The organism is Streptomyces sp. NPDC045955, assembly GCF_056430805.1.
This window is the reverse complement of sequence record NZ_JBWKKY010000007.1, coordinates 407,281-426,802: the sequence shown is the minus strand read 5'-3', so window position 1 is coordinate 426,802 and position 19,522 is coordinate 407,281. Positions and strand designations below refer to the sequence as shown.

The following is a 19,522-nucleotide window of genomic DNA, read 5'->3' as shown; positions in this document are numbered from 1 at the left end:
GTCGGCCCCCGCCCGGGCTCACGCGTCGGCCGCGTGCAGGCTCATCGGCCCGTAGATCTCCGTGGCGTCCTCGAACAGCCGCACCTGGTCGGCGCCGCCCTCCTTCAGGGCCTTCCAGTGCTCCCCGATCCAGGACTCGGCGTCCCCCTGGGTGGGGAACTCCTCCGGCGGCACCGCGGGCTGGACCTCCGTCCCGTCGGTCTTCTCGAACCGCCACGTCCATGCCGCCATGTACGCCTCCCATGTGTGTGAGCACACTGCACAGCGGAAGCCGGATCTTGGTCCGGCTCCTGTCCAGAGCCTATGCGCTCCGCTGGGTTCGGCGTTATAGGCCTTCCGGGGTGCGGGGGGTCGGGCGCGTGCGGGTCGTGGGGGGCTGATCGCGCAGTTCCCCGCGCCCCTATCGGGGCGTCTCCATCACGCATGACCCCGTGCGACGGGTGAGAATCGGGGCGTGGAACTGACTCTGCTCGGCACCGGCGCCCCCGCGGGACTCCCCCGCCCCGACTGTCCCTGCGCGGCCTGTGCGGCTGCCCTCGGCCCCGACGCGCGGGCGGCCACCGCGCTGCTCCTGGACGGGGCGCTGCTGCTCGACCTGACGCCCGGGGCCGCCTTCGCGGCGGCGCGGGCGGGCCGTTCCCTGACCGGCGTGCGGCAGGTGCTGCTGTCGCATCCGCACGACGGGCCGGCGGTCGAGGTGCCGGCCGGGCTGCCGCAACCCGGACGGGTTCCGGACGGGCGGGAGTTGACGCTGCTGACGGGGCATCGGGTGCGGGCGGTGGCGATGGACGCGCCCGGCACGGGGTACGCGGTGACCGGGCCGGAGGGGCAGCGGCTGCTGTACCTGCCGCCCGGCGGGGCGCCGGCAGGGCTGGAGGGGCCGGCCGAGCCGTACGACATGGTGCTCGTGGATGTCGTGGGGCGGCCCGACGCGCTGGCGAAGCTGCGGGCGGTGGGGGCGGTGGGGCCGACGACCGATGTGGTCGCCGTCCATCTGGACCACGACGTGCCGCCCGGGCCGGAGCTGGGGCGGCGGCTCGCGGCGGCCGGGGCGCGGGCCGTGCCGGACGGGACGACGCTTGTGGTGGGGGCGTACGAGGACGTGCCGGACCTGCCGCGGCGGACGCTGGTGCTGGGCGGGGCGCGGTCGGGCAAGTCGGTGGAGGCCGAGCGGAGGCTGGAGGCCTTTCCGGACGTGCTGTACGTCGCGACGGGCGGGTCGCGGAACGGGGACACCGAGTGGTCGGCGCGGGTGGCCGCGCATCGGGAGCGGCGGCCGGGGTCGTGGCAGACGGTCGAGACGTGCGATCTGGTGCCGTTGCTGGAGGCGGAGGGGCCGCCGTTGCTCATCGACTGTCTGTCGTTGTGGCTGACGGATGCGATGGATGCGGCGGGTGCGTGGGACGACGCGGTGTGGGCGGAGCGGGGGGAGAAGGTGTTGCGGGAGCGGGTGCGGGAGTTGACGGAGGCGGTGCGGTCGACTCGGCGGACCGTTGTCGCCGTGTCGAACGAGGTGGGGTCGGGGATCGTGCCGTCGACTGCGTCGGGGCGGCGGTATCGGGATGAACTCGGGCGGCTGAACGCGGCGTTCGCGGAGGAGTGTGAGCATGTGTTGCTGGTGGTGGCGGGGCAGGCTGTCGTGCTGCGGGGGTGAACGGCGCGCGGCCATCCGTGCCGCCCTGGGGGTACCGCCAGGCCCTTGAGGCGCTGAGGAGGCAGACAGGCCCTAGGTCTGCTTGCGGGCGATCAAGCGGTATGTGTTCGCGAAGCGGGTGCGGCGGGCCAGTGGGGCGATGAGGTGGTCCGCCAGCGCCGCCAGGGCCACGAGCGGGATGCCCGCTCGCAGCAGGGCCTCGCGCAGGTGTCGGTGGGCCAGGGGTGGGGGGATCGCGCGCCACGGGGTGTCGGGGGCGGGGAGGGCGTGGGAGAGGGCCAGGGCCATGGCGCCGGAGAGGTCGTGGGGGATGTGGACGGGGCGGTGGTCCAGGAGGGCGATCGTGCAGCCGGCCGCCTCCAGTTCCGCGCGGAGGTTGCGCGGGGGGAGCAGGTGCAGATGGCGGGGCTGGTCGTAGGCGAGCCACCAGCGGCCCAGGAGCGCGGCGAACAGGCTGCGGGGGCTCGGGGTCTCGATGAGCAGGTGGCCGCCGGGGCGCAGGACTTCGAGGGCGGCGTGGAGCTCCGCTCGGGGGTCGGGGGTGCCCTCCAGGTGGTGGAGCATGCTGACCACGTCGTAGCGGGCGCGCAGGGGAGCGGAGATCCGGGGGTCCGTCAGGCGGCCCACGTGGGACTCCTCGACGCGGTCGGCCGAGCGGGCGCGGACCACGCGCGGGGTGTGGTCCAGGCCGTCGAACGAGGTGTAGGGGAAGAACTCCCGGGCCGCCACGGGGAAGCGGGCGTGGCCGGTGCCCACGTCCAGCCAGCTCTCCGGCTCCCCGAACCGCAGCATCGCGCGGGCGGCCGAGCGGTGGCGGAACCGGCCGGCACGCAGCGCGAGGAGGGTGTCGGCCGCGACGTCCCGGGGCTCTCCGCGCACCGTCCGGTGGTAGAGCGCGAGGCCCTCGAACGTGAGGCGGGGGTTCTGGAAGGTGTGGCCGCAGTCCCGGCACTCGTCGACGGTGAAGCTGCCCGGGTTGTACCGCCGCAGGTCACCGGTGCGCAGCCGGTTCCGCAGCCGGGCGGAGCCGCACCAGGGGCAGTCCTCGCGACGCGGTTCGTGGACCCGTGCGGTCGCTTGGGGAGTGGGGAGTGCGGAGGAGGCGGGATGTGCGGACATGGGCGGCTCCCGGGCGCGAGGCGTACGGCAGGGACGTCCGACGAACCACATACGGCAATCCACTGCAAACCGGAACGTATGGGATAGGGATGCCGGGTGCAACGACGTCGCCTGCGTGGAGTCGCGATGTGGCGCCCTGCTGTTCGACCGGTGCCGGTACTGTTCGGCGAATGAGCTCGCTTAATCTCGACGACTTCACCGATCTGATCGAGCGTCCGGACGGCGGGGTGCGCCGTGACGCCGAGGCGCGCCGGGAGCGGCAGATCGTGCCGCCCGGGTCGCTGGGCCGCCTCGATGACCTGGGTGAGTGGCTGGCCGCGGCGCAGTCGGCCGTGCCGGTGCGGCCGATCGAACGGCCGCGGGTGGTGCTCTTCGCCGGTGACCACGGCGTCGCCGAGCTGGGCGTCTCGGCCCGGCCGGCGGGCGGCGCCGGGGAGCTGGTGCGTCAGGTGCTGGAGGGCGGCCGGCCCGTGTCGGTGCTGGCGCGGCGGCTGGGCGTGCCGGTGCGGATCGTCGACATGGCCCTGGACTGCGACCCGCAGGCGCTGCCCGAGGACGTCGTGCGGCACCGGGTGCGGCGCGGCAGCGGGCGGATCGACGTCGAGGACGCGCTGACCCCGGAGGAGGCCGAGGCGGCGTTCCGGGCCGGTGCCGCGGTGGCCGACGAGGAGGCCGACTCCGGTACGGATCTGGTGGTGCTCGGCGATGTGAGCGTCGGCGGGACCACGGCGGCGGGCGTGCTGATCGCGGCGCTGTGCGGGGTCGACGCGTCGGTCGTCACCGGCCGGGGCGGGCTGGCGATCGACGACCTGGCGTGGATGCGCAAGTGCGCGGCGATCCGCGACGCGCTGCGCCGGGCCCGGCCGGTGCTCGGGGACCAGTTGCAGCTGCTGGCGGCGGTCGGCGGCGCCGACCTCGCCGCGATGACGGGCTTCCTGCTCCAGAGCGCGGTGCGGAAGATGCCCGTGGTGCTCGACGGGGTCGTGACGGCCGCGTGCGCGCTGGTCGGGCAGCGGATCGCGTTCCGGGCGCCGGACTGGTGGCTGGCCGCGCACGACAGCGGCGAGCCCGGGCAGGCCAAGGCGCTGGACCGGATGGCTCTGGAGCCGCTGCTGACCCAGGGCGTGACCGTCGGCGAGGGCGCGGGCGGCCTGCTCGCGCTCCCCCTGGTACAGGCCGCGGCGGCGCTGGCGGCGGAGCTGCCCGAGAAGCCGAAGGAGTCCGAGGCGCCGGGGAGCTCGGAGGTGTCCGAGGACTCGACGGCGACCGAGGACTCCAAGGCGTCCAAGACCTCCGAGGCTTCCGAGGCCTCCGAGGCTTCCGAGGCCTCCGAGGCTTCCGAGGCCTCCGAGGTTCCCTCCGAGCAGTAGCGTCCCGGGAGATCCTGGTCACGCGCACCTGGCTCAACTTCGTTCCGTTCCGGTCGGTCTTCGCGTGTGGTGCCGGTGTGACTGAGCCACAGGCACCGCGCACACCCGACGTACCGAGATCCGGACGAGGACGACCCGATGACCACGCTCGCCCGCTGGGCCCGTGCCGAATGGGGGCCGCTGTACGCGGCCGTGCGCGGGCCGTTGCGGGAGCGGCGCCTGCGGGCCGTGCCGATGGCGGTCGCGTCCGTGTGCCTCACGGCCGCGCTGCACGTGGTGCACAACCAGTCCTGGGGCTACCGGTTCGTGCAGGACATCGGGGCGGTTCGGGCCGAGGACCCGCTGTGGCTCGCGCTCCTGCGGACACCGCTGTCGCTGTTCGTGCCCGCGCTGGACCTGCCGGTGTGGGGCGCGCTGGCGCAGTTGCTGCTGGTGTTCGGCATCGCGGAACTCTGCCTGGGCCGGCGCCGGACGCTGATCGTCGCGTACCTCGCGACGCTCGCGGGCACGCTCTACGCCCGCCTCGGCATCTGGCTGGGCCCTGACTCCCCGCTGGGCCTGCCCGCCTCGGACGCCCGGGTCGTGGACACCGGGCCGTCGGCGGCGGTGGTGGGACTGGCCGTCTGCCTGGGCTGGCGCTACCGCGCGTACGCCACGGCCGGGGCGGTGATCGTGGCGATGGTCGCCGAGATCGCCGTGAAGGAGAACCTGGCGGGCAAGGAGCACCTGGCGGCGATCGCGGCGGTGCTGGTGGTGTGCGCGGGCGCTGCGCTGCGCCGGCGGCACGTCAGTGGTGTTCGAGGGACCGGGGCTGCTGCGGGTCGGGCGCGCCGCCGATCCAGTCCTGGAACGCGCGCCGGGGGCCCAGCCAGCGGCGGTCGTGGCGGTAGGCCCGCAGGCCGGACCTGGCGCGGGCGCGAGGGCGGCGCCGGTAGAAGCGCTTGGCCCAGTAGGAGCCGGGGCGGGCCAGCCGTACGGCACCGATCAGGGCGATGACGGGGACGATCACGCCGAAGACCGCGAGGCGGGTCTTGCCCTTGAACAGGGCGATGAGGGCGAACAGGAAGTTCACGACGATGCTCAGGACCACAGTGGCGCGGTTCTGCTCCTGGTCGTCCGAGAGGCCGTCGACGCCCAGGGGCGAGAAGCCGAGCAGGAGCAGTCCGACGAGGGAGGCGGTGAGGACGACCATCTCGACGCTCTTGCGGCCGGCCTCGCTCCAGTAGACGTCGGCCAGGTGCAGGACCAGCGCGAACTCGTCGAGAACGAGACCCGCCCCGATGCCGAAGACCACCGCGGCCAGCCCCGAGCCGAAGCCGTGCTGGCCGCTCGCGACCGCGCCGAAGCCGCCGGCGATCGTCAGGATGATCCCCGGGACGACGTGGTGCACGTGGACACCACTGCTGCTGCTGACATTGCGGAAGGGGCCCTTGCCCGCCCGGATGAGGCGGGTGATGCCCCGGGTGATCAGGAAGGTCACCACGAAGGAGACGAGCGCGAGGAGCAACGGCAGCTTGCCGGGTTCGATGATGTTCCGCTCCAGCCATCCCATATGTGAACTTTATCCTCGGCCGCCGCATCCGCTCTTCTGACCCGCGGGTAGCCTGCGCCGGTGCCCAGAACATCGCCCCTCGACGGTCTCCGCTTCGCCTTCGGCACCCTCACGGTGTTCCCGGTCCGGGTGACCCGGTGGGACCGGGAGGCCGCGCGCGGTGGCATGCTGTCCGCTCCGCTGGCCGGGCTCACGGTGGGTGCCGCCGCTGCCGCCGCCGGGCTGGCGCTGTTGTTCCTCGGCGCGGGCGGACTGCTCGCCGCCGTGGCCACCGTCGCCGTCCCCGCCGTCCTGACCCGGGGGCTGCACCTCGACGGTCTCGCGGACACCGCCGACGGGCTGGGCAGCGGCAAGCCCCCCGAGGACGCCCTGCGGATCATGAAGCAGTCGGACATCGGACCGTTCGGGGTCATCGCCCTCGTCCTCGCCCTGCTCGCGCAGGCCGCCGCGCTCGCCCAGGCCTATGACGCCTCCTGGGCCCGGGGCGCGTGTGCCGCCGTCGTCTCCGCGACGGTCGCGCGGCTGGCCCTGACCCTGGCGGCCCGGGCCGGGGTGCCGGCGGCGCGGCCGGAGGGGCTGGGGGCGGCGGTGGCGGGTGCGGTGCCGGTGCGGGGGGCGGTGGCCGCCGCCGTGGCCGTCGCGGGAGCCGCGACAGCGGCCGGTACCCTCCTCGGGCCGTACGGCATGGTCCGAAGCGTGCTCGCGGTCGTCCTCTCCCTGGCCGCCGCCGAGGTGCTGCTGCGCCACTGCACCCGCCGCTTCGGCGGGGTCACCGGGGATGTCTTCGGCGGTCTGGCGGAGACGGCGGCGACCACGGCGCTGGTCCTTCTGTCACTGGGCTGAAACGATCTCCTCGTCCGTCTCCCGCAAGGGCCGCCCAGCCGCTACCTTCCTGCCCCGACACACAAGTGATCGGGGGATGTTCATGCCGAAGCTGCGCCGCGCCCTGGCCTGGCTCATCGATTTCGCACTGGTGGTGGCCCTGGCCTCGGCGCTCGCCGTGCTCACCTTCCACAGGATCTCGGCGCTCGTCACCGACGTGCCCGAGCTGGCCACCCGCAGCGGCCTGGATCTGCTGACCTCGCGCGGCGACGTGCTCGACGCCTCCCAGGACCTGGGGCTGACGCTGTGGGACAAGTCGGTGCTGTACGTCGAGCAGGCCTTCGGGCTGCTGGTGCTGACGGTGTTCCTCTACCAGTGGGTGTGCCTGGCAGTGGCCGGACGCACGGTCGGCAAGGCCCTGGCCGGGCTGAAGGTCACCCCGAACCTCCCGCGCAGGCTCAGGGCGGCGCGGCGGGCCGCGGTCACCACGGTGGCGGACGTCGCCGTGTACGCCGTGGCCTGTGTGCTGCTGGTCGAGGGGCAGGTCGTGCTGTCGGTGCTGGCGTGGGCGGTCGCGGTGGTGCTGTTCCTGCTGAACGCGCTGCCGGTGCTCTCCCCCAGCCGGCGATCCCTCGCCGACCGGGTCGCGGGCACGGCGGTCACGGGGATCGGCCTCAGCATGCCTGTCGCCACGCCCCTGGTTCGTACTTCTTGAGCAGCGAACTCAGTTTCAGGCGGCGGGAGTCGGCGCAGAAGCGGCTGGTGGGCACCTCGTACTCGACGTGGAAGACGGCCTTGCCCGCCTCCACGAACGGCTTCAGGGCCCCGCACTCCCCGTACTGGGCGCACTGTTCGTCGACCGCGAAGTCGAGGTCGCCGACCAGCTCCGGGATCTGCTCCAGGTCGTTCTTCAGGCCGACGGCCAGGCCCCGGTCGTGGGCCAGGCGGGCGATGAGGCGGTTGTAGTGGAGCTGGTCGGCGGCGCTCAGCGGGAAGCCCGTGTCGTTGCGGTAGCCGTCCATGTTGTCGGGCTCCACCGCGTGGAAGCCCTTGTCACGGCACATGTCCATGCGGGCCGCCACGATCGGCTCCAGGACGTCGGTGCGGCGGATGTCGAGCCAGCGTTCGCCCTCCCAGCCGTTGCCCCGGCCGAGAACCGCCTTCGGGAACTTCTTCGCGTCCGGGCGGAACTCCTCCCAGGCGCCGGTGGACAGATAGCAGATGACCTTGCGGTCCCCGCGGTGCAGCCGGGCGACGGTGGCCTCGGAGTGGTCGAAGCCGTCGATGTCGTAGACCGGCACATCGACGGAGGTGTCCAGCCGGCCGCTGAGCTGCCACTGCCAGGCCGTGCCGGGGCGGGGCCGCCAGCGGGGTCCGGGCTTGTCGTCGGGGCCCTGGGTGCAGCCCGCGAACAGCAGGACGAGCAGGACGGCGAGCAGGGGGCGTCTCATGGGCCGTTCTCCGCGGTGTGCAGGGTGTACGGCAGGGGTGCCCCAAGGATGATCTCCGGTTCCCTGCCCTCGGAGATCGACGAGAGCATGACCAGGTGCCCGGCGCGTAGGCCCGCCGGACCTCGGTGATGCGGCCCTCGAAGGTGAGGCGTCGGTGACGCCCGGTTCGGCGGCGAGCTTCTCCAGGCGGGTGCGGTAGGCCTCGCCGCCGGGTGGGACCGGGCCGAAGAGCTTCAGCCGGCTTGGGGCCGGCGTGCGGGAAAGTCCGCCGCGGCTGCCGCCCCGGGCGTCACCGCGCCCGCCGTGATCATGTCGGCCACCGTCACCGCGGCGGCCGTGCTTCTCCAGCCGCGCGCACGCTGCGCCCTGGTTCCTCCCCCAGTGGATCCCAGGGATCCCCTTGCGGTCGGACAGAGGAGGATCCGTGGACATCATGCAAAGCGGCGAGCAGGGCGCTCACCGGATCGCGGTGAGTGTGACTCAGTTCACCGGCATCAAGGATCAGGAAATGGCCACTTCGCCATCGCCGGGTGAAGCCCGCAGAAATGAGCGAACACGACCACGCGCGTAGTCTCGTCGTCGAGTGTTCGCCGCACCGGGGAAGGCCCCGTGATATCCGAACCCTGAGGTCGCAATAGGGTCGGCTGTCGGGCCCGGTCGACCCACACCGCGTTCGACCACAGCAACTTCACATCGGAAGCGAGATTTCACCACCGTGACTGCTCTCACTCTCAGCACCGCCGCGGCGCCCGGTCTGCGGGCCGACGCCATCGTGATCGGTGTCGCCAAGGGTGCCAAGGGGCCGGTCGTCGCGCCGGGCGCCGAGGCCGTGGACAAGGCGTACGACGGCAGGCTCGCCGGCGTTCTGGAGACCCTCGGCGCCTCCGGTGCCGAGGGCGAGGCGACGAAGCTGCCGGCGCCGTCCGGCTTCAAGGCACCGCTCGTGCTGGCGGTGGGCCTGGGCCCGGTGCCCGAGAAGGACACCGGTTACGACACCGAGGCCCTGCGCAAGGCCGCCGGCGTCGCCGCCCGCGCCCTGGCCGGGTCCAAGAAGGCCGCCTTCGCCCTCCCCCTGGCGGACGCCGCCGACGCCGGCGCGATCGGAGAGGGCGCGCTGCTCGGCGCCTACTCCTTCGACGCCTACAAGGGCAACGGCAAGGACCCCAAGGCGAAGAACGGCAAGGCCCCGCTCGCCGAGGTCGCCCTGCTCGGCGGCAAGCCCCGCGACAAGGCGTACAAGGCCGCGATCGAGCGTGCCGTCGCCGTGTCAGAGGAGCTCAACCGCGCCCGCGACCTGGTCAACACGCCGCCGAACGACCTGAACCCCGAGTCGTTCGCCGCGATCGCCCAGGCCGCGGCCAAGGAGCACGGCATCAAGGTGCAGGTGCTCGACGTGAAGGCCCTGGAGAAGGGCGGCTACGGCGGCATCCTCGGCGTCGGGGCCGGCTCGGCGGCGGGCCCGCGCCTGGTGAAGCTGTCGTACACCTCCTCGAAGGCGAAGAAGCACCTCGCCTTCGTCGGCAAGGGCATCACGTACGACTCGGGCGGCATCTCGCTGAAGCCGGCCGGTCACAACGAGACGATGAAGTGCGACATGAGCGGTGCGGCCGCGGTGTTCGCCGCGGTCGTGGCGGCCGCCCGGCTGGGGCTGGAGGTCAACGTCACCGGCTGGCTGGCCCTGGCCGAGAACATGCCCTCCGGGTCCGCGACCCGTCCGGGTGACGTGCTGCGGATGTACAGCGGCAAGACGGTGGAGGTGCTCAACACCGACGCGGAGGGCCGGCTGGTGCTGGCCGACGCCCTGTGGGCGGCGTCCCAGGAGAAGCCGGACGCGATCGTGGACGTCGCGACGCTGACCGGGGCGATGGTGCTGGCGCTGGGGAACCGGACGTTCGGGATCATGGGCAACGACGACTCCTTCCGTACGGCGCTGTACGAGGCGGCTGAGGAGGTCGGGGAGCCGGCGTGGCCGATGCCGATGCCGGAGCACCTGCGCAAGGGGATGGACTCGCCCACGGCCGACATCGCGAACATGGGCGAGCGGATGGGCGGCGGACTGGTCGCCGGGCTGTTCCTGCGCGAGTTCGTGGGCGAGGGCATCACCTGGGCGCACCTCGACATCGCCGGTCCGGCGTTCAATGAGGGCGGACCGTTCGGGTACACGCCGAAGGGCGGGACGGGCACTGCCGTGCGGACGCTGGTGCGGCTTGCCGAGCTGACGGCTTCGGGCGACCTGGGCTGAGTTCCGCCTGAGAGCTCGGTCTCGTCGGTTGTGTGACGAGTGCGGGGGCGTGGGGGCTGGTCGCGCAGTTCCCCGCGCCCCTTTCAGGGCATGCCCCCGCCGTCCGTCATAGGCCAGCGTGGCAGCTGGTCGCGCCCGCGCGGCGGAGCCGCAGATCAGACACAGCCCCGCGCCCCTTTCAGGACATGCCCCCGCCGTCCGTCGCAGGACGGCGTGAACGTGGGGCGTCTCACACAGCAGCCCGGCGTCTCCTTCTGTGCTGACAAGTGCGAAGATGGGGCTCGGCAGGACAGGGCCCCACCGAAGGGCCGAAGAACGAGCGGCCGGACACCAGCCGCCTGCCGGTCAGTGAAGACCGGCGTACGGCGCACATGCATGGAGGACGTGACGTGGCGAACGACGCCAGCACCGTTTTCGACCTAGTGATCCTCGGCGGTGGCAGCGGTGGTTACGCCGCGGCCCTGCGCGGGGCGCAGCTGGGCCTGGACGTCGCCCTGATCGAGAAGGACAAGGTCGGCGGCACCTGCCTGCACCGAGGTTGCATCCCCACCAAGGCCCTGCTGCACGCGGGTGAGATCGCCGACCAGGCCCGCGAGAGCGAGCAGTTCGGTGTGAAGGCGACCCTCGAGGGCATCGACATCGCCGGCGTCCACAAGTACAAGGACGGCGTGGTCGCCGGCCTCTACAAGGGGCTCCAGGGGCTCGTCGCCTCCCGCAAGGTGACCTACATCGAGGGTGAGGGACGGCTTTCCTCCCCGACCTCCGTCGACGTGAACGGCCGGCGTGTCCAGGGCCGCCACGTGCTCCTCGCGACCGGCTCCGTGCCGAAGTCGCTGCCCGGCCTGGAGATCGACGGCGACCGGATCATCTCCTCGGACCACGCCCTCGTCCTGGACCGTGTGCCGAAGTCCGCGATCATCCTCGGCGGCGGTGTCATCGGCGTCGAGTTCGCGTCCGCGTGGAAGTCCTTCGGCACCGACGTCACCATCGTCGAGGGCCTGAAGCACCTCGTCCCGGTCGAGGACGAGAACTCCTCCAAGCTGCTGGAGCGCGCCTTCCGCAAGCGCGGCATCAAGTTCAACCTGGGCACGTTCTTCGAGAAGGCCGAGTACACGCAGGACGGCGTCAAGGTCACCCTCGCCGACGGCAAGCAGTTCGAGGCCGAGGTCCTGCTCGTCGCCATCGGCCGCGGCCCGGTCTCCCAGGGCCTGGGCTACGAGGAGCAGGGCGTCGCCATGGACCGCGGCTACGTCCTGGTCGACGAGTACATGCGCACCAACGTGCCGACCATCTCCGCCGTCGGTGACCTCGTCCCGACCCTCCAGCTCGCGCACGTCGGCTTCGCCGAGGGCATCCTGGTGGCGGAGCGTCTGGCCGGTCTCAAGACCGTTCCGATCGACTACGACGGTGTCCCGCGGGTGACGTACTGCCACCCGGAGGTCGCCTCCGTCGGTATCACCGAGGCCAAGGCCAAGGAGATCTACGGTGCGGACAAGGTCGTCGCTCTGAAGTACAACCTCGCGGGCAACGGCAGGAGCAAGATCCTGAACACCGCGGGCGAGATCAAGCTCGTCCAGGTCAAGGACGGTGCCGTCGTCGGCGTCCACATGGTCGGCGACCGCATGGGCGAGCAGGTCGGCGAAGCCCAGCTGATCTACAACTGGGAGGCGCTGCCCGCCGAGGTCGCGCAGCTCATCCACGCCCACCCGACGCAGAACGAGGCGCTCGGCGAGGCCCACCTGGCCCTGGCCGGCAAGCCCCTCCACGCGCACGACTGACCCCTCGGTCGACGAACGCGACGACACAGACTTCCGCACTTTCCGTAAGGAGCAACCGAAACCATGGCGGTTTCCGTAACCCTTCCGGCGCTCGGCGAGAGCGTCACCGAGGGCACTGTCACCCGCTGGCTGAAGGCCGAGGGTGAGCGCGTCGAGGCCGACGAGCCGCTGCTCGAGGTCTCCACCGACAAGGTCGACACCGAGATCCCCTCGCCCGCCGCCGGTGTCCTGGCCTCCATCAAGGTCGCCGAGGACGAGACGGTCGAGGTCGGTGCCGAGCTGGCCGTGATCGACGACGGCACGGGCGCGCCCGCCGCCGCCCCGGCCCCGCAGGCCGAGCAGGTCGCCGAGCCCGCCCCCGAGCCGGCTCCGGCCGCCCCGTCCACCGAGCAGGCCGCCCCGGCGCCCGCTCCCACCGCCGACGCCGCCGCCGGCGGCGGCTCCGCCGAGGGCACGGACGTGGTCCTGCCCGCGCTCGGCGAGTCCGTCACCGAGGGCACTGTCACCCGCTGGCTGAAGTCGGTCGGTGACAGCGTCGAGGCCGACGAGCCGCTGCTCGAGGTCTCCACCGACAAGGTCGACACCGAGATCCCGGCGCCCGCCTCGGGCACGCTGCTGGAGATCGTGGTCGGCGAGGACGAGACCGCCGAGGTCGGCGCCAAGCTCGCCGTCATCGGTGAGGCGGGTGCCGCTCCGGCCGCCGCCCCGGCGCAGGAGGCCCCGGCCGCCCCGGCCCAGCCCGAGCCCACCCCGGCTCCGGCGCAGCCCGCCCCGGCTCCGCAGGCCCCGTCGGCCCCGGCCCCGCAGCAGCAGGTCACCCCGGCTCCCGAGCCGGCCCCGGCCGCTCCTGCTCCCGCCCCGGCTCCGGCGCAGGCCCCGGCCGCTCCGGCCGCCGCCAAGCCGGCCGACGACGGTGCCTACGTCACCCCGCTGGTGCGCAAGCTCGCCGCCGAGAACGGCGTCGACCTGTCCACCGTCAAGGGCACCGGCGTCGGCGGCCGTATCCGCAAGCAGGACGTCATGGCCGCCGCCGAGGCCGCCAAGGCCGCCGCGGCTGCCCCGGCTCCGGCCGCGGCTGCTCCGGCTGCCGCGAAGAAGGCCCCCGCGCTGGAGGCGTCCCCGCTGCGCGGCCAGACCATCAAGATGCCGCGGATCCGCAAGGTCATCGGCGACAACATGGTCAAGGCCCTGCACGAGCAGGCCCAGCTGTCCTCGGTCGTCGAGGTCGACGTCACCCGCCTGATGAAGCTGCGCGCCCGTGCCAAGGACGCGTTCGCGGCTCGCGAGGGCGTCAAGCTCTCCCCGATGCCGTTCTTCGTCAAGGCCGCGGCCCAGGCGCTGAAGGCGCACGCGCCCATCAACGCCAAGATCAACGAGGCCGAGGGGACCATCACCTACTTCGACACCGAGAACATCGGTATCGCGGTGGACTCCGAGAAGGGCCTGATGACCCCGGTCATCAAGAACGCCGGTGACCTCAACCTCGCCGGTATCGCCAAGGCCACGGCCGAGCTGGCGGGCAAGGTCCGGGCCAACAAGATCACCCCGGACGAGCTGTCCGGCGCGACCTTCACCATCAGCAACACCGGGTCGCGCGGCGCGCTCTTCGACACGATCATCGTGCCGCCGGGCCAGGTCGCGATCCTCGGCATCGGCGCCACGGTCAAGCGCCCCGCTGTCATCGACACCGAGGACGGCCCCGTCATCGGCGTCCGCGACATGACGTACCTGACCCTGTCCTACGACCACCGCCTGGTGGACGGCGCCGACGCGGCCCGTTACCTGACGGCGGTCAAGGCCATCCTGGAGGCCGGCGAGTTCGAGGTCGAGCTCGGGCTGTAATCACCAGGAGCAGCAGTACGGTGCCCCCGTCCGGATATCTCCGGGCGGGGGCACCGGCTTGTTCGGGTCGCGGGGAACTGCGCGACAAGCCACGGACGATCCGCGGTCGCCCACCGACGGAACGGACCGGACTCCAGGGCGCGCCACACGCACCATGTGCAACTCGTCTCACCTGCGTGAAAGCACCCTCGTCAGCCTCACCCGCGGAGCGACCCGGCCGTATTGTCTAAACGTCAATCCCGCCTAAGGAGCCCACATGACCGCGCCCGTCATCCACTCGCTGCGCGAGCAGATCCGCGAGCACATCCTGGAGGGGATCATCAGCGGGCGGTGGCAGCCGGGCGAGCGGATCGTGGAGCGCCGGATCGCGACCGAACTGGAGGTCAGCCAGACCCCGGTCCGCGAGGCGCTGCGCGAACTGGAGTCCCTGCGCCTGATCGAGTCGGCTCCGAACAAGGGCGTCCGCGTCAGGAACCTGACGGCCGCCGACCTGGAGGAGAGCTACCCGGTCCGGGCCGGCCTGGAGGCCATCGCCGCGGAACTGGCGGCCCAGGGCCTCGCCGAGGACTGCTCGGCCCTGGAACCCCACGTCAGCGCCCTCTACGAGGCCGACCGCGTGTCCGACGGCACGGCCCAGGTCCGGCACACCGTCGCCTTCCACCGCGAACTGGTGCGCGCGGCGGGCAACTCCGTCCTGCTGCACACCTGGGAAGGCCTCGGCATCGAGGTGTTCACGGCCCTGTCGATCCGCTGGCTGGGCACCCGGCAGCAGTCGTACGCCGAGGAGCACGAGGAGCTGGTCGCCGCCTTCAAGCGCCGCGACCCCCGGATCGCGGAACTGGTGAAGGCGCACGTCCTGGGCTGCGCGCCCCGGGCGTGACACCCGAGCGCACCCCCGCTCAAACGCCTCCCACCTGCGAGAACCCCCAGAAACGCCGTCACCGCGTGCCACCGCCGGAGGCACCCCGTGCCTACTTTCTCGTGATCAAGAGGTTTTGCCTCTCAACCCTTTGATCGATCATCGATCAGCGAGTTACAGTCGCCGACGGGCTTGCCACCCAAGCTCCAGCCCTGTCCTGCCAAAGACAAAGGGCACCCCCGATCCCCTTACGTGAGGGAACCCCCTTCGACTGAGGAAGGCGGCGACATGACCGACCCCAACGCCATCCAGCCGAGCGAGCTCGACCAGCTCCCGGACCGGGACCCGGAGGAGACCGCCGAATGGCAGGCCTCCCTGGACGCGGTGACCGAGGCGGCCGGGCCGCACCGTGCCGCGTACCTGATGCGCCGCACGCTGGAGCGCGCCGAGGGCGCCGGCATCGCGCTGCCGAAGCTCCTGGAGACCGACTACGTCAACTCCATCCCCACCGCCGCCGAGCCGGCCGTGCCCGGTGACGAGGCGATGGAGCAGCGGATCACCGCGTGGAACCGCTGGAACGCGGCCGCGATGGTCACCCGGGGCAGCAAGTACGGCGTCGGCGGCCACATCGCCACCTTCGCCTCCGCGGCCTGGCTGTACGAGACCGGCTTCAACCACTTCTTCAAGGGCAAAGAGGCCGACGGCTCCGGCGACCAGCTCTACATCCAGGGCCACGCCTCCCCCGGCATCTACGCCCGCGCGTTCCTCGACGGCCGTCTGACCGAGGAGCAGCTCGACAACTTCCGCCGCGAGGCGGGCGGCAACGGCCTGCCCTCCTACCCGCACCCGCGCCGCCTGCCCTGGCTGTGGGAGTTCCCGACGGTGTCGATGGGCCTCGGCCCGCTCTCCGCCATCTACCAGGCGCGCTTCAACCGCTACCTCACCAACCGCGGCATCAAGGACACCTCCGCCTCGCACGTGTGGGCGTTCCTCGGTGACGGCGAGATGGACGAGCCCGAGTCGACGGCGGCCCTCGCGCTGGCGGCCCGTGAGGAGCTGGACAACCTCACGTTCGTCATCAACTGCAACCTGCAGCGCCTCGACGGCCCGGTCCGGGCCAACTTCAAGATCGTGCAGGAGCTGGAGGCCCAGTTCCGCGGCGCCGGCTGGAACGTCATCAAGACGCTGTGGGGCACGGCCTGGGACGAGCTGTTCCAGCTCGACACCACGGGCGCGCTCGTACGCCGCCTGCGCCAGGTACCGGACGCGCAGATCCAGACGTACCAGACCCGCGACGCCGCCTACATCCGCCAGGACTTCTTCGGCGCCGACCCGGCGCTCGTGGAGATGGCGAGGCTGCTGAGCGACGACAAGATCCTCGAGTGCTTCCACTTCTCGCGCGGTGGGCACGAGGCGCGCAAGGTGTACGCCGCGTACAAGGCGGCCGTCGAGCACAAGGGCGCGCCGACCGTGATCCTGGCCCAGACGGTCAAGGGCCACACCCTCGGCGAGGGCTTCGCGTCGAAGAACGCCAACCACCAGATGAAGAAGCTGACGGTGGACGAGTTCAAGAACATGCGCGACCTGCTCGGCCTGCCGATCAAGGACAGCGACTTCGTCGACGGCGTGGTGCCCTACGGCCACCCGGGCGCCGACTCCCCCGAGGTCCGCTACCTCCAGGAGCGGCGTGCCGCCCTCGGCGGTCCGGCCCCGGCCCGCCGCGTCCACCCGGTCGCGCCGCTGCCCGCCCCGGCGGACAAGGCGTTCGCGTCCTTCGACAAGGGCTCCGGCTCGCAGAACGTGGCCACCACCATGGCGTTCGTCCGCCTGGTGAAGGACCTGGTCCGCGACAAGGAGACCGGCAAGCGCTGGGTGCCGATCGTCCCGGACGAGGCGCGCACCTTCGGTATGGAGAGCCTCTTCCCGTCGCTCGGCATCTACTCGCCCAAGGGCCAGACGTACGAGCCGGTCGACCGCGACCAGCTGATGTACTACAAGGAGGCCCGCAACGGCCAGATCCTCAACGAGGGGATCACCGAGGCCGGTTCGATGGCCGACTTCATCGCCGCTTCGACGTCGTACGCGACGCACGGCGAGACGATGATCCCGTTCTACATCTTCTACTCGATGTTCGGCTGGCAGCGCACGGCCGACCAGATGTGGCAGCTCGGCGACCAGCTCGGCCGCGGCTTCCTCGTGGGCGCCACGGCGGGCCGTACGACGCTGACCGGTGAGGGCCTCCAGCACGCCGACGGCCACTCCCCCGTCATCGCCGCGACGAACCCGGCGGCGCTGACGTACGACCCGGCGTTCGCGTACGAGGTCGCGGTCATCGTCAAGGACGGTCTGCGCCGGATGTACGGCGAGGCGGCCCCGGGTGAGGACCAGAACGTCTTCTACTACCTGACGGTCTACAACGAGCCGCTGCCGCAGCCCGCGAAGCCGTCCGTGGACGGCATCGACGAGGGCATCGTCAAGGGCCTGTACCGCTTCAACACGGCGGAGTCGGCGGGCATCACGCCCCCGGCCAACGCCCCGCGGATCCAGCTGCTCGGCTCCGGTACGGCGATCCACTGGGCACTGAAGGCGCAGCAGTTGCTCGCCGAGGAGTGGGACGTGGCGGCCGACGTCTGGTCGGCGACGTCCTGGAGCGAGCTGCGCCGGGACGCCCTGGAGGCGGACGAGGCGCTGCTGCGCGGTGAGGAGCGGATTCCCTTCGTCCGGCAGGCGCTCCAGGGCGCCGAGGGCCCGGTGCTGGCGGTCTCCGACTACATGCGCCAGGTCCCGGACCAGATCGCGCAGTGGGTCGAGCAGGACTGGTCCTCCCTGGGCGCCGACGGCTTCGGCCTCTCCGACACCCGCGAGGCGGCCCGCCGCCACTTCGGTGTGGACGCCGAGTCGATCGTCGTCGCGGCCCTGGCCCAGCTCGCGCGGCGCGGCGAGGTCAAGGCGACGGCCGTGAAGGAAGCGCGCGCGAAGTACGGCCTGTAAGGGTTTGTCAGGCAGGAGGCCCCCGCTGCGGCGGGGGCCTCCTGCTGCATCATGTGCTGCATGCGCGCTGCCCGGCTCATCAAGATGGTGCTGCTGCTCCAGTCCCGGCCCTCCATGACGGCCGCCGAACTCGCCCGTGAGCTGGAGGTGTCGGAGCGGACGGTCACCCGGGACGCCCAGGCCCTGTCGGAGGCGGGTGTGCCGGTGTACGCGGACCGGGGCCGGGCCGGCGGATACCGGCTGGTCGGCGGGTACCGTACGCGGCTGACCGGGCTGCACCGCAGCGAGGCCGAGGCCCTGTTTTTGTCCGGGGTGCCCGGCGCGCTGCGCGAGATGGGGTTGGAGGACGCCGCCTCGGCGGCCCGGCTGAAGGTGTCGGCCGCCCTGCTGCCCTCCCTGCGGGACGCGTCCAGGACGGCGGCGCAGCGGTTCCACCTGGACGCGCCGAACTGGTTCCGGGAGCCGGAGACGCCCGTGCTGCTGCCGGCGGTCGCCGATGCGGTGTGGGACGACCGGCGGATCACCGCACGCTACCGGCGCGGTGAGGACGAGGTCGTCCGGGAGCTGGAGCCGTACGGGCTCGTGCTGAAGGCGGGCGTCTGGTACCTGTGCGCGAGGGTGGCCGGGGGCGGGTCCTTCCGGGTGTACCGGATCGACCGGTTCACGGCGGTGGACCCGGGCGAGGAGCGCTTCGAGCGGGAGCCGGAGTTCGATCTGCCGGCCTTCTGGGAGGAGCGGGCGGAGCAGTTCGCGCGGTCGATCCTGCGGGCGCGGGTCGTGGTGCGGCTGTCCCCCGACGGTGTGCGCCGGCTGCCGTACGCCCTCGACTCGCTGTCCGCCCGTGAGGCCCTGGCGGAGGAGGACGACCCGGACGGCGACGGCTGGGTGACGGTGGCCCTGCCGGTGGAGTCCGAGGAGGTCGCCCACACCCAGTTGACGGCGCTGGGCCCGGAGGTGGAGGTGCTGGCGCCGGAGAGCCTGCGCGAGCGGTTCGCCGGGGACGCGCTGCGGCTGGCGGAGCTGTACCACCCCCGGGACGGCGTATAACGATCCCGCGCACTCCGGGTGCGCCCCCGTGCCCCAGGCCCGATGCTGGACCCGTGATGGACGAGACGGAGTTCTGGGAGCTGGTGGACGACGCCCGGGAGGCCGCCGAGGGCGACCCGGAGGAGCAGGCCGACCTGCTCGTGGAGCGGCTCGCACAGCTGGACCCGGACTCGGTCCTGGACTTCGCCCGGCACTTCGAGTCCCGCTACAACCGGGCCTACCGCTGGGACCTGTGGGGCGCCGCGTGGGTGCTGCTCGACGGGGCGAGCGACGACGCCTTCGACTTCTTCCGCTGCTGGCTGATCGGCCAGGGGCGCCATGTCTTCGAGGGCGCCGTGCACGACCCGGACTCGCTCGCCGAGCTGCTGGACGACTTCGACGAGGAGATCGACGGCGACGGCGAGGAGCTCGGCTACGCGGCGGACGAGGCCTACGAGCAGCTCACCGGCACGGTCGCCCCCGATCTGGGGATCCCGCCCGCGCCCCCGGAACCGGAGGGCACCCCGCTCGACTTCGAGGACGAGGAGCTGCTCGCCGAGCGCTATCCCCGGCTGTGGGAACGCTTCAGGGGCTGATCAGGCCTCCCGGCGGCGGCTCGTGTCGGACGGCAGGTGCGTGTGCGTCCGGTCGGCCGTGCCCGCGTGGTGCAGCGGGGCGGCGTTGGCCTGGTCGAGGGCGGACGCGGTGGCCGCGGCCGGGCCCAGGACGACGCTCGCGGCAGCGCAGAGCACCGCCCAGGGGCCGCGGGCGGCCCCTGCTCGGGTCCCCGGGTTCCTCGTACGACCGTTGTTCATG

The 19,522-nt window shown here is 72.4% G+C and carries 17 protein-coding genes; 12 read left to right on the top strand and 5 right to left on the bottom strand.

Translation table 11 applies throughout. The features are described 5' to 3' along the window. Positions 1-18 precede the first annotated feature (18 nt). A complete protein-coding gene (locus tag AC07F0_RS17840; RefSeq protein ID WP_306967594.1) occupies positions 19-231 on the bottom strand; it encodes a hypothetical protein in 213 nt (70 codons plus the stop codon). A gap of 223 nt (positions 232-454) precedes the next feature. Between AC07F0_RS17840 and AC07F0_RS17835 the strand changes: the two genes are divergently transcribed. Then, positions 455-1,654 (top strand): bifunctional adenosylcobinamide kinase/adenosylcobinamide-phosphate guanylyltransferase, encoded by a 1,200-nt coding sequence (locus AC07F0_RS17835; protein ID WP_478979875.1) that lies wholly within the window; start codon positions 455-457, stop codon positions 1,652-1,654. Positions 1,655-1,726: 72 nt separating this feature from the next. Here the strand turns inward: AC07F0_RS17835 and AC07F0_RS17830 are convergent, their stop codons facing one another. Continuing rightward, positions 1,727-2,773 (bottom strand): class I SAM-dependent methyltransferase, encoded by a 1,047-nt coding sequence (locus AC07F0_RS17830; RefSeq protein WP_478979873.1) that lies wholly within the window; start codon positions 2,771-2,773, stop codon positions 1,727-1,729. A 170-nt stretch (positions 2,774-2,943) separates the two neighbouring features. On the opposite strand from AC07F0_RS17830, the gene cobT reads away from it, so the two are divergent. Next, complete coding sequence (cobT, locus tag AC07F0_RS17825; protein ID WP_478979871.1) at positions 2,944-4,143, top strand: nicotinate-nucleotide--dimethylbenzimidazole phosphoribosyltransferase; 1,200 nt, start codon at positions 2,944-2,946, stop codon at positions 4,141-4,143. A gap of 787 nt (positions 4,144-4,930) precedes the next feature. Here cobT and AC07F0_RS17820 read toward each other — a convergent pair. Next, positions 4,931-5,695: a hypothetical protein gene (locus AC07F0_RS17820; RefSeq protein ID WP_478979869.1), complete on the bottom strand. Its 765-nt coding sequence runs from the start codon at positions 5,693-5,695 to the stop codon at positions 4,931-4,933. Between the two features lie 60 nt (positions 5,696-5,755). Here AC07F0_RS17820 and AC07F0_RS17815 point away from each other — a divergent pair, with 60 nt between their 5' ends. Next, on the top strand, positions 5,756-6,538 hold the full coding sequence (locus tag AC07F0_RS17815; protein ID WP_478979868.1) for an adenosylcobinamide-GDP ribazoletransferase: 783 nt from the start codon (positions 5,756-5,758) through the stop codon (positions 6,536-6,538). Positions 6,539-6,620: 82 nt separating this feature from the next. Beyond that, positions 6,621-7,232, top strand: coding sequence for an RDD family protein (locus AC07F0_RS17810; protein WP_478979866.1), 612 nt, complete (start codon positions 6,621-6,623; stop codon positions 7,230-7,232). Here AC07F0_RS17810 and AC07F0_RS17805 read toward each other — a convergent pair. Next, positions 7,192-7,968: an endo alpha-1,4 polygalactosaminidase gene (locus AC07F0_RS17805; protein WP_478979865.1), complete on the bottom strand. Its 777-nt coding sequence runs from the start codon at positions 7,966-7,968 to the stop codon at positions 7,192-7,194. The genes AC07F0_RS17810 and AC07F0_RS17805 overlap by 41 nt on opposite strands. Before the next feature lie 424 nt (positions 7,969-8,392). On the opposite strand from AC07F0_RS17805, the gene AC07F0_RS17800 reads away from it, so the two are divergent. The 8 genes from AC07F0_RS17800 (at position 8,393) to AC07F0_RS17765 (ending at position 19,302) form a co-directional block, all read left to right on the top strand. After that, positions 8,393-8,539, top strand: coding sequence for a hypothetical protein (locus AC07F0_RS17800; RefSeq protein ID WP_478979863.1), 147 nt, complete (start codon positions 8,393-8,395; stop codon positions 8,537-8,539). Positions 8,540-8,683: 144 nt separating this feature from the next. After that, the gene (locus AC07F0_RS17795; RefSeq protein ID WP_478979862.1) at positions 8,684-10,210 is read left to right on the top strand and encodes a leucyl aminopeptidase; all 1,527 of its coding nucleotides are present in this window, start codon (positions 8,684-8,686) and stop codon (positions 10,208-10,210) included. A gap of 389 nt (positions 10,211-10,599) precedes the next feature. Continuing rightward, a complete protein-coding gene (gene lpdA / locus AC07F0_RS17790; RefSeq protein WP_397621347.1) occupies positions 10,600-11,988 on the top strand; it encodes a dihydrolipoyl dehydrogenase in 1,389 nt (462 codons plus the stop codon). 63 nt (positions 11,989-12,051) lie between these two features. Next, positions 12,052-13,830, top strand: a complete 1,779-nt coding sequence (gene sucB, locus AC07F0_RS17785; RefSeq protein ID WP_478979860.1) for a 2-oxoglutarate dehydrogenase, E2 component, dihydrolipoamide succinyltransferase — start codon at positions 12,052-12,054, stop codon at positions 13,828-13,830. A gap of 256 nt (positions 13,831-14,086) precedes the next feature. Beyond that, on the top strand, positions 14,087-14,710 hold the full coding sequence (locus AC07F0_RS17780) for a GntR family transcriptional regulator (protein WP_283969580.1): 624 nt from the start codon (positions 14,087-14,089) through the stop codon (positions 14,708-14,710). A 267-nt stretch (positions 14,711-14,977) separates the two neighbouring features. After that, positions 14,978-17,680: a pyruvate dehydrogenase (acetyl-transferring), homodimeric type gene (gene aceE / locus AC07F0_RS17775; RefSeq protein ID WP_478979858.1), complete on the top strand. Its 2,703-nt coding sequence runs from the start codon at positions 14,978-14,980 to the stop codon at positions 17,678-17,680. A gap of 60 nt (positions 17,681-17,740) precedes the next feature. Beyond that, the gene (locus AC07F0_RS17770; RefSeq protein WP_478979856.1) at positions 17,741-18,727 is read left to right on the top strand and encodes a helix-turn-helix transcriptional regulator; all 987 of its coding nucleotides are present in this window, start codon (positions 17,741-17,743) and stop codon (positions 18,725-18,727) included. 53 nt (positions 18,728-18,780) lie between these two features. Beyond that, positions 18,781-19,302, top strand: a complete 522-nt coding sequence (locus tag AC07F0_RS17765; protein WP_478979854.1) for a DUF4240 domain-containing protein — start codon at positions 18,781-18,783, stop codon at positions 19,300-19,302. Here the strand turns inward: AC07F0_RS17765 and AC07F0_RS17760 are convergent, their stop codons facing one another. Next, positions 19,303-19,521 (bottom strand): hypothetical protein, encoded by a 219-nt coding sequence (locus AC07F0_RS17760; RefSeq protein WP_478979852.1) that lies wholly within the window; start codon positions 19,519-19,521, stop codon positions 19,303-19,305. It abuts the gene before it with no gap. Between the last annotated feature and the right edge of the window lies 1 nt (position 19,522).

What these genes read in the sequence shown, in the direction of transcription:
- AC07F0_RS17810 (WP_478979866.1), top strand. Translation starts at nt 6,621, where the DNA reads ATGCCGAAGCTGCGCCGCGCCCTGGCCTGGCTCATCGATTTCGCACTG.
- cobT (WP_478979871.1), top strand. Translation starts at nt 2,944, where the DNA reads ATGAGCTCGCTTAATCTCGACGACTTCACCGATCTGATCGAGCGTCCG.
- aceE (WP_478979858.1), top strand. Translation starts at nt 14,978, where the DNA reads ATGACCGACCCCAACGCCATCCAGCCGAGCGAGCTCGACCAGCTCCCG.
- sucB (WP_478979860.1), top strand. Translation starts at nt 12,052, where the DNA reads ATGGCGGTTTCCGTAACCCTTCCGGCGCTCGGCGAGAGCGTCACCGAG.
- AC07F0_RS17780 (WP_283969580.1), top strand. Translation starts at nt 14,087, where the DNA reads ATGACCGCGCCCGTCATCCACTCGCTGCGCGAGCAGATCCGCGAGCAC.
- AC07F0_RS17840 (WP_306967594.1), bottom strand. Translation starts at nt 231, where the DNA reads ATGGCGGCATGGACGTGGCGGTTCGAGAAGACCGACGGGACGGAGGTC.
- AC07F0_RS17770 (WP_478979856.1), top strand. Translation starts at nt 17,741, where the DNA reads ATGCGCGCTGCCCGGCTCATCAAGATGGTGCTGCTGCTCCAGTCCCGG.
- AC07F0_RS17820 (WP_478979869.1), bottom strand. Translation starts at nt 5,695, where the DNA reads ATGGGATGGCTGGAGCGGAACATCATCGAACCCGGCAAGCTGCCGTTG.
- AC07F0_RS17760 (WP_478979852.1), bottom strand. Translation starts at nt 19,521, where the DNA reads ATGAACAACGGTCGTACGAGGAACCCGGGGACCCGAGCAGGGGCCGCC.
- AC07F0_RS17805 (WP_478979865.1), bottom strand. Translation starts at nt 7,968, where the DNA reads ATGAGACGCCCCCTGCTCGCCGTCCTGCTCGTCCTGCTGTTCGCGGGC.
- AC07F0_RS17830 (WP_478979873.1), bottom strand. Translation starts at nt 2,773, where the DNA reads ATGTCCGCACATCCCGCCTCCTCCGCACTCCCCACTCCCCAAGCGACC.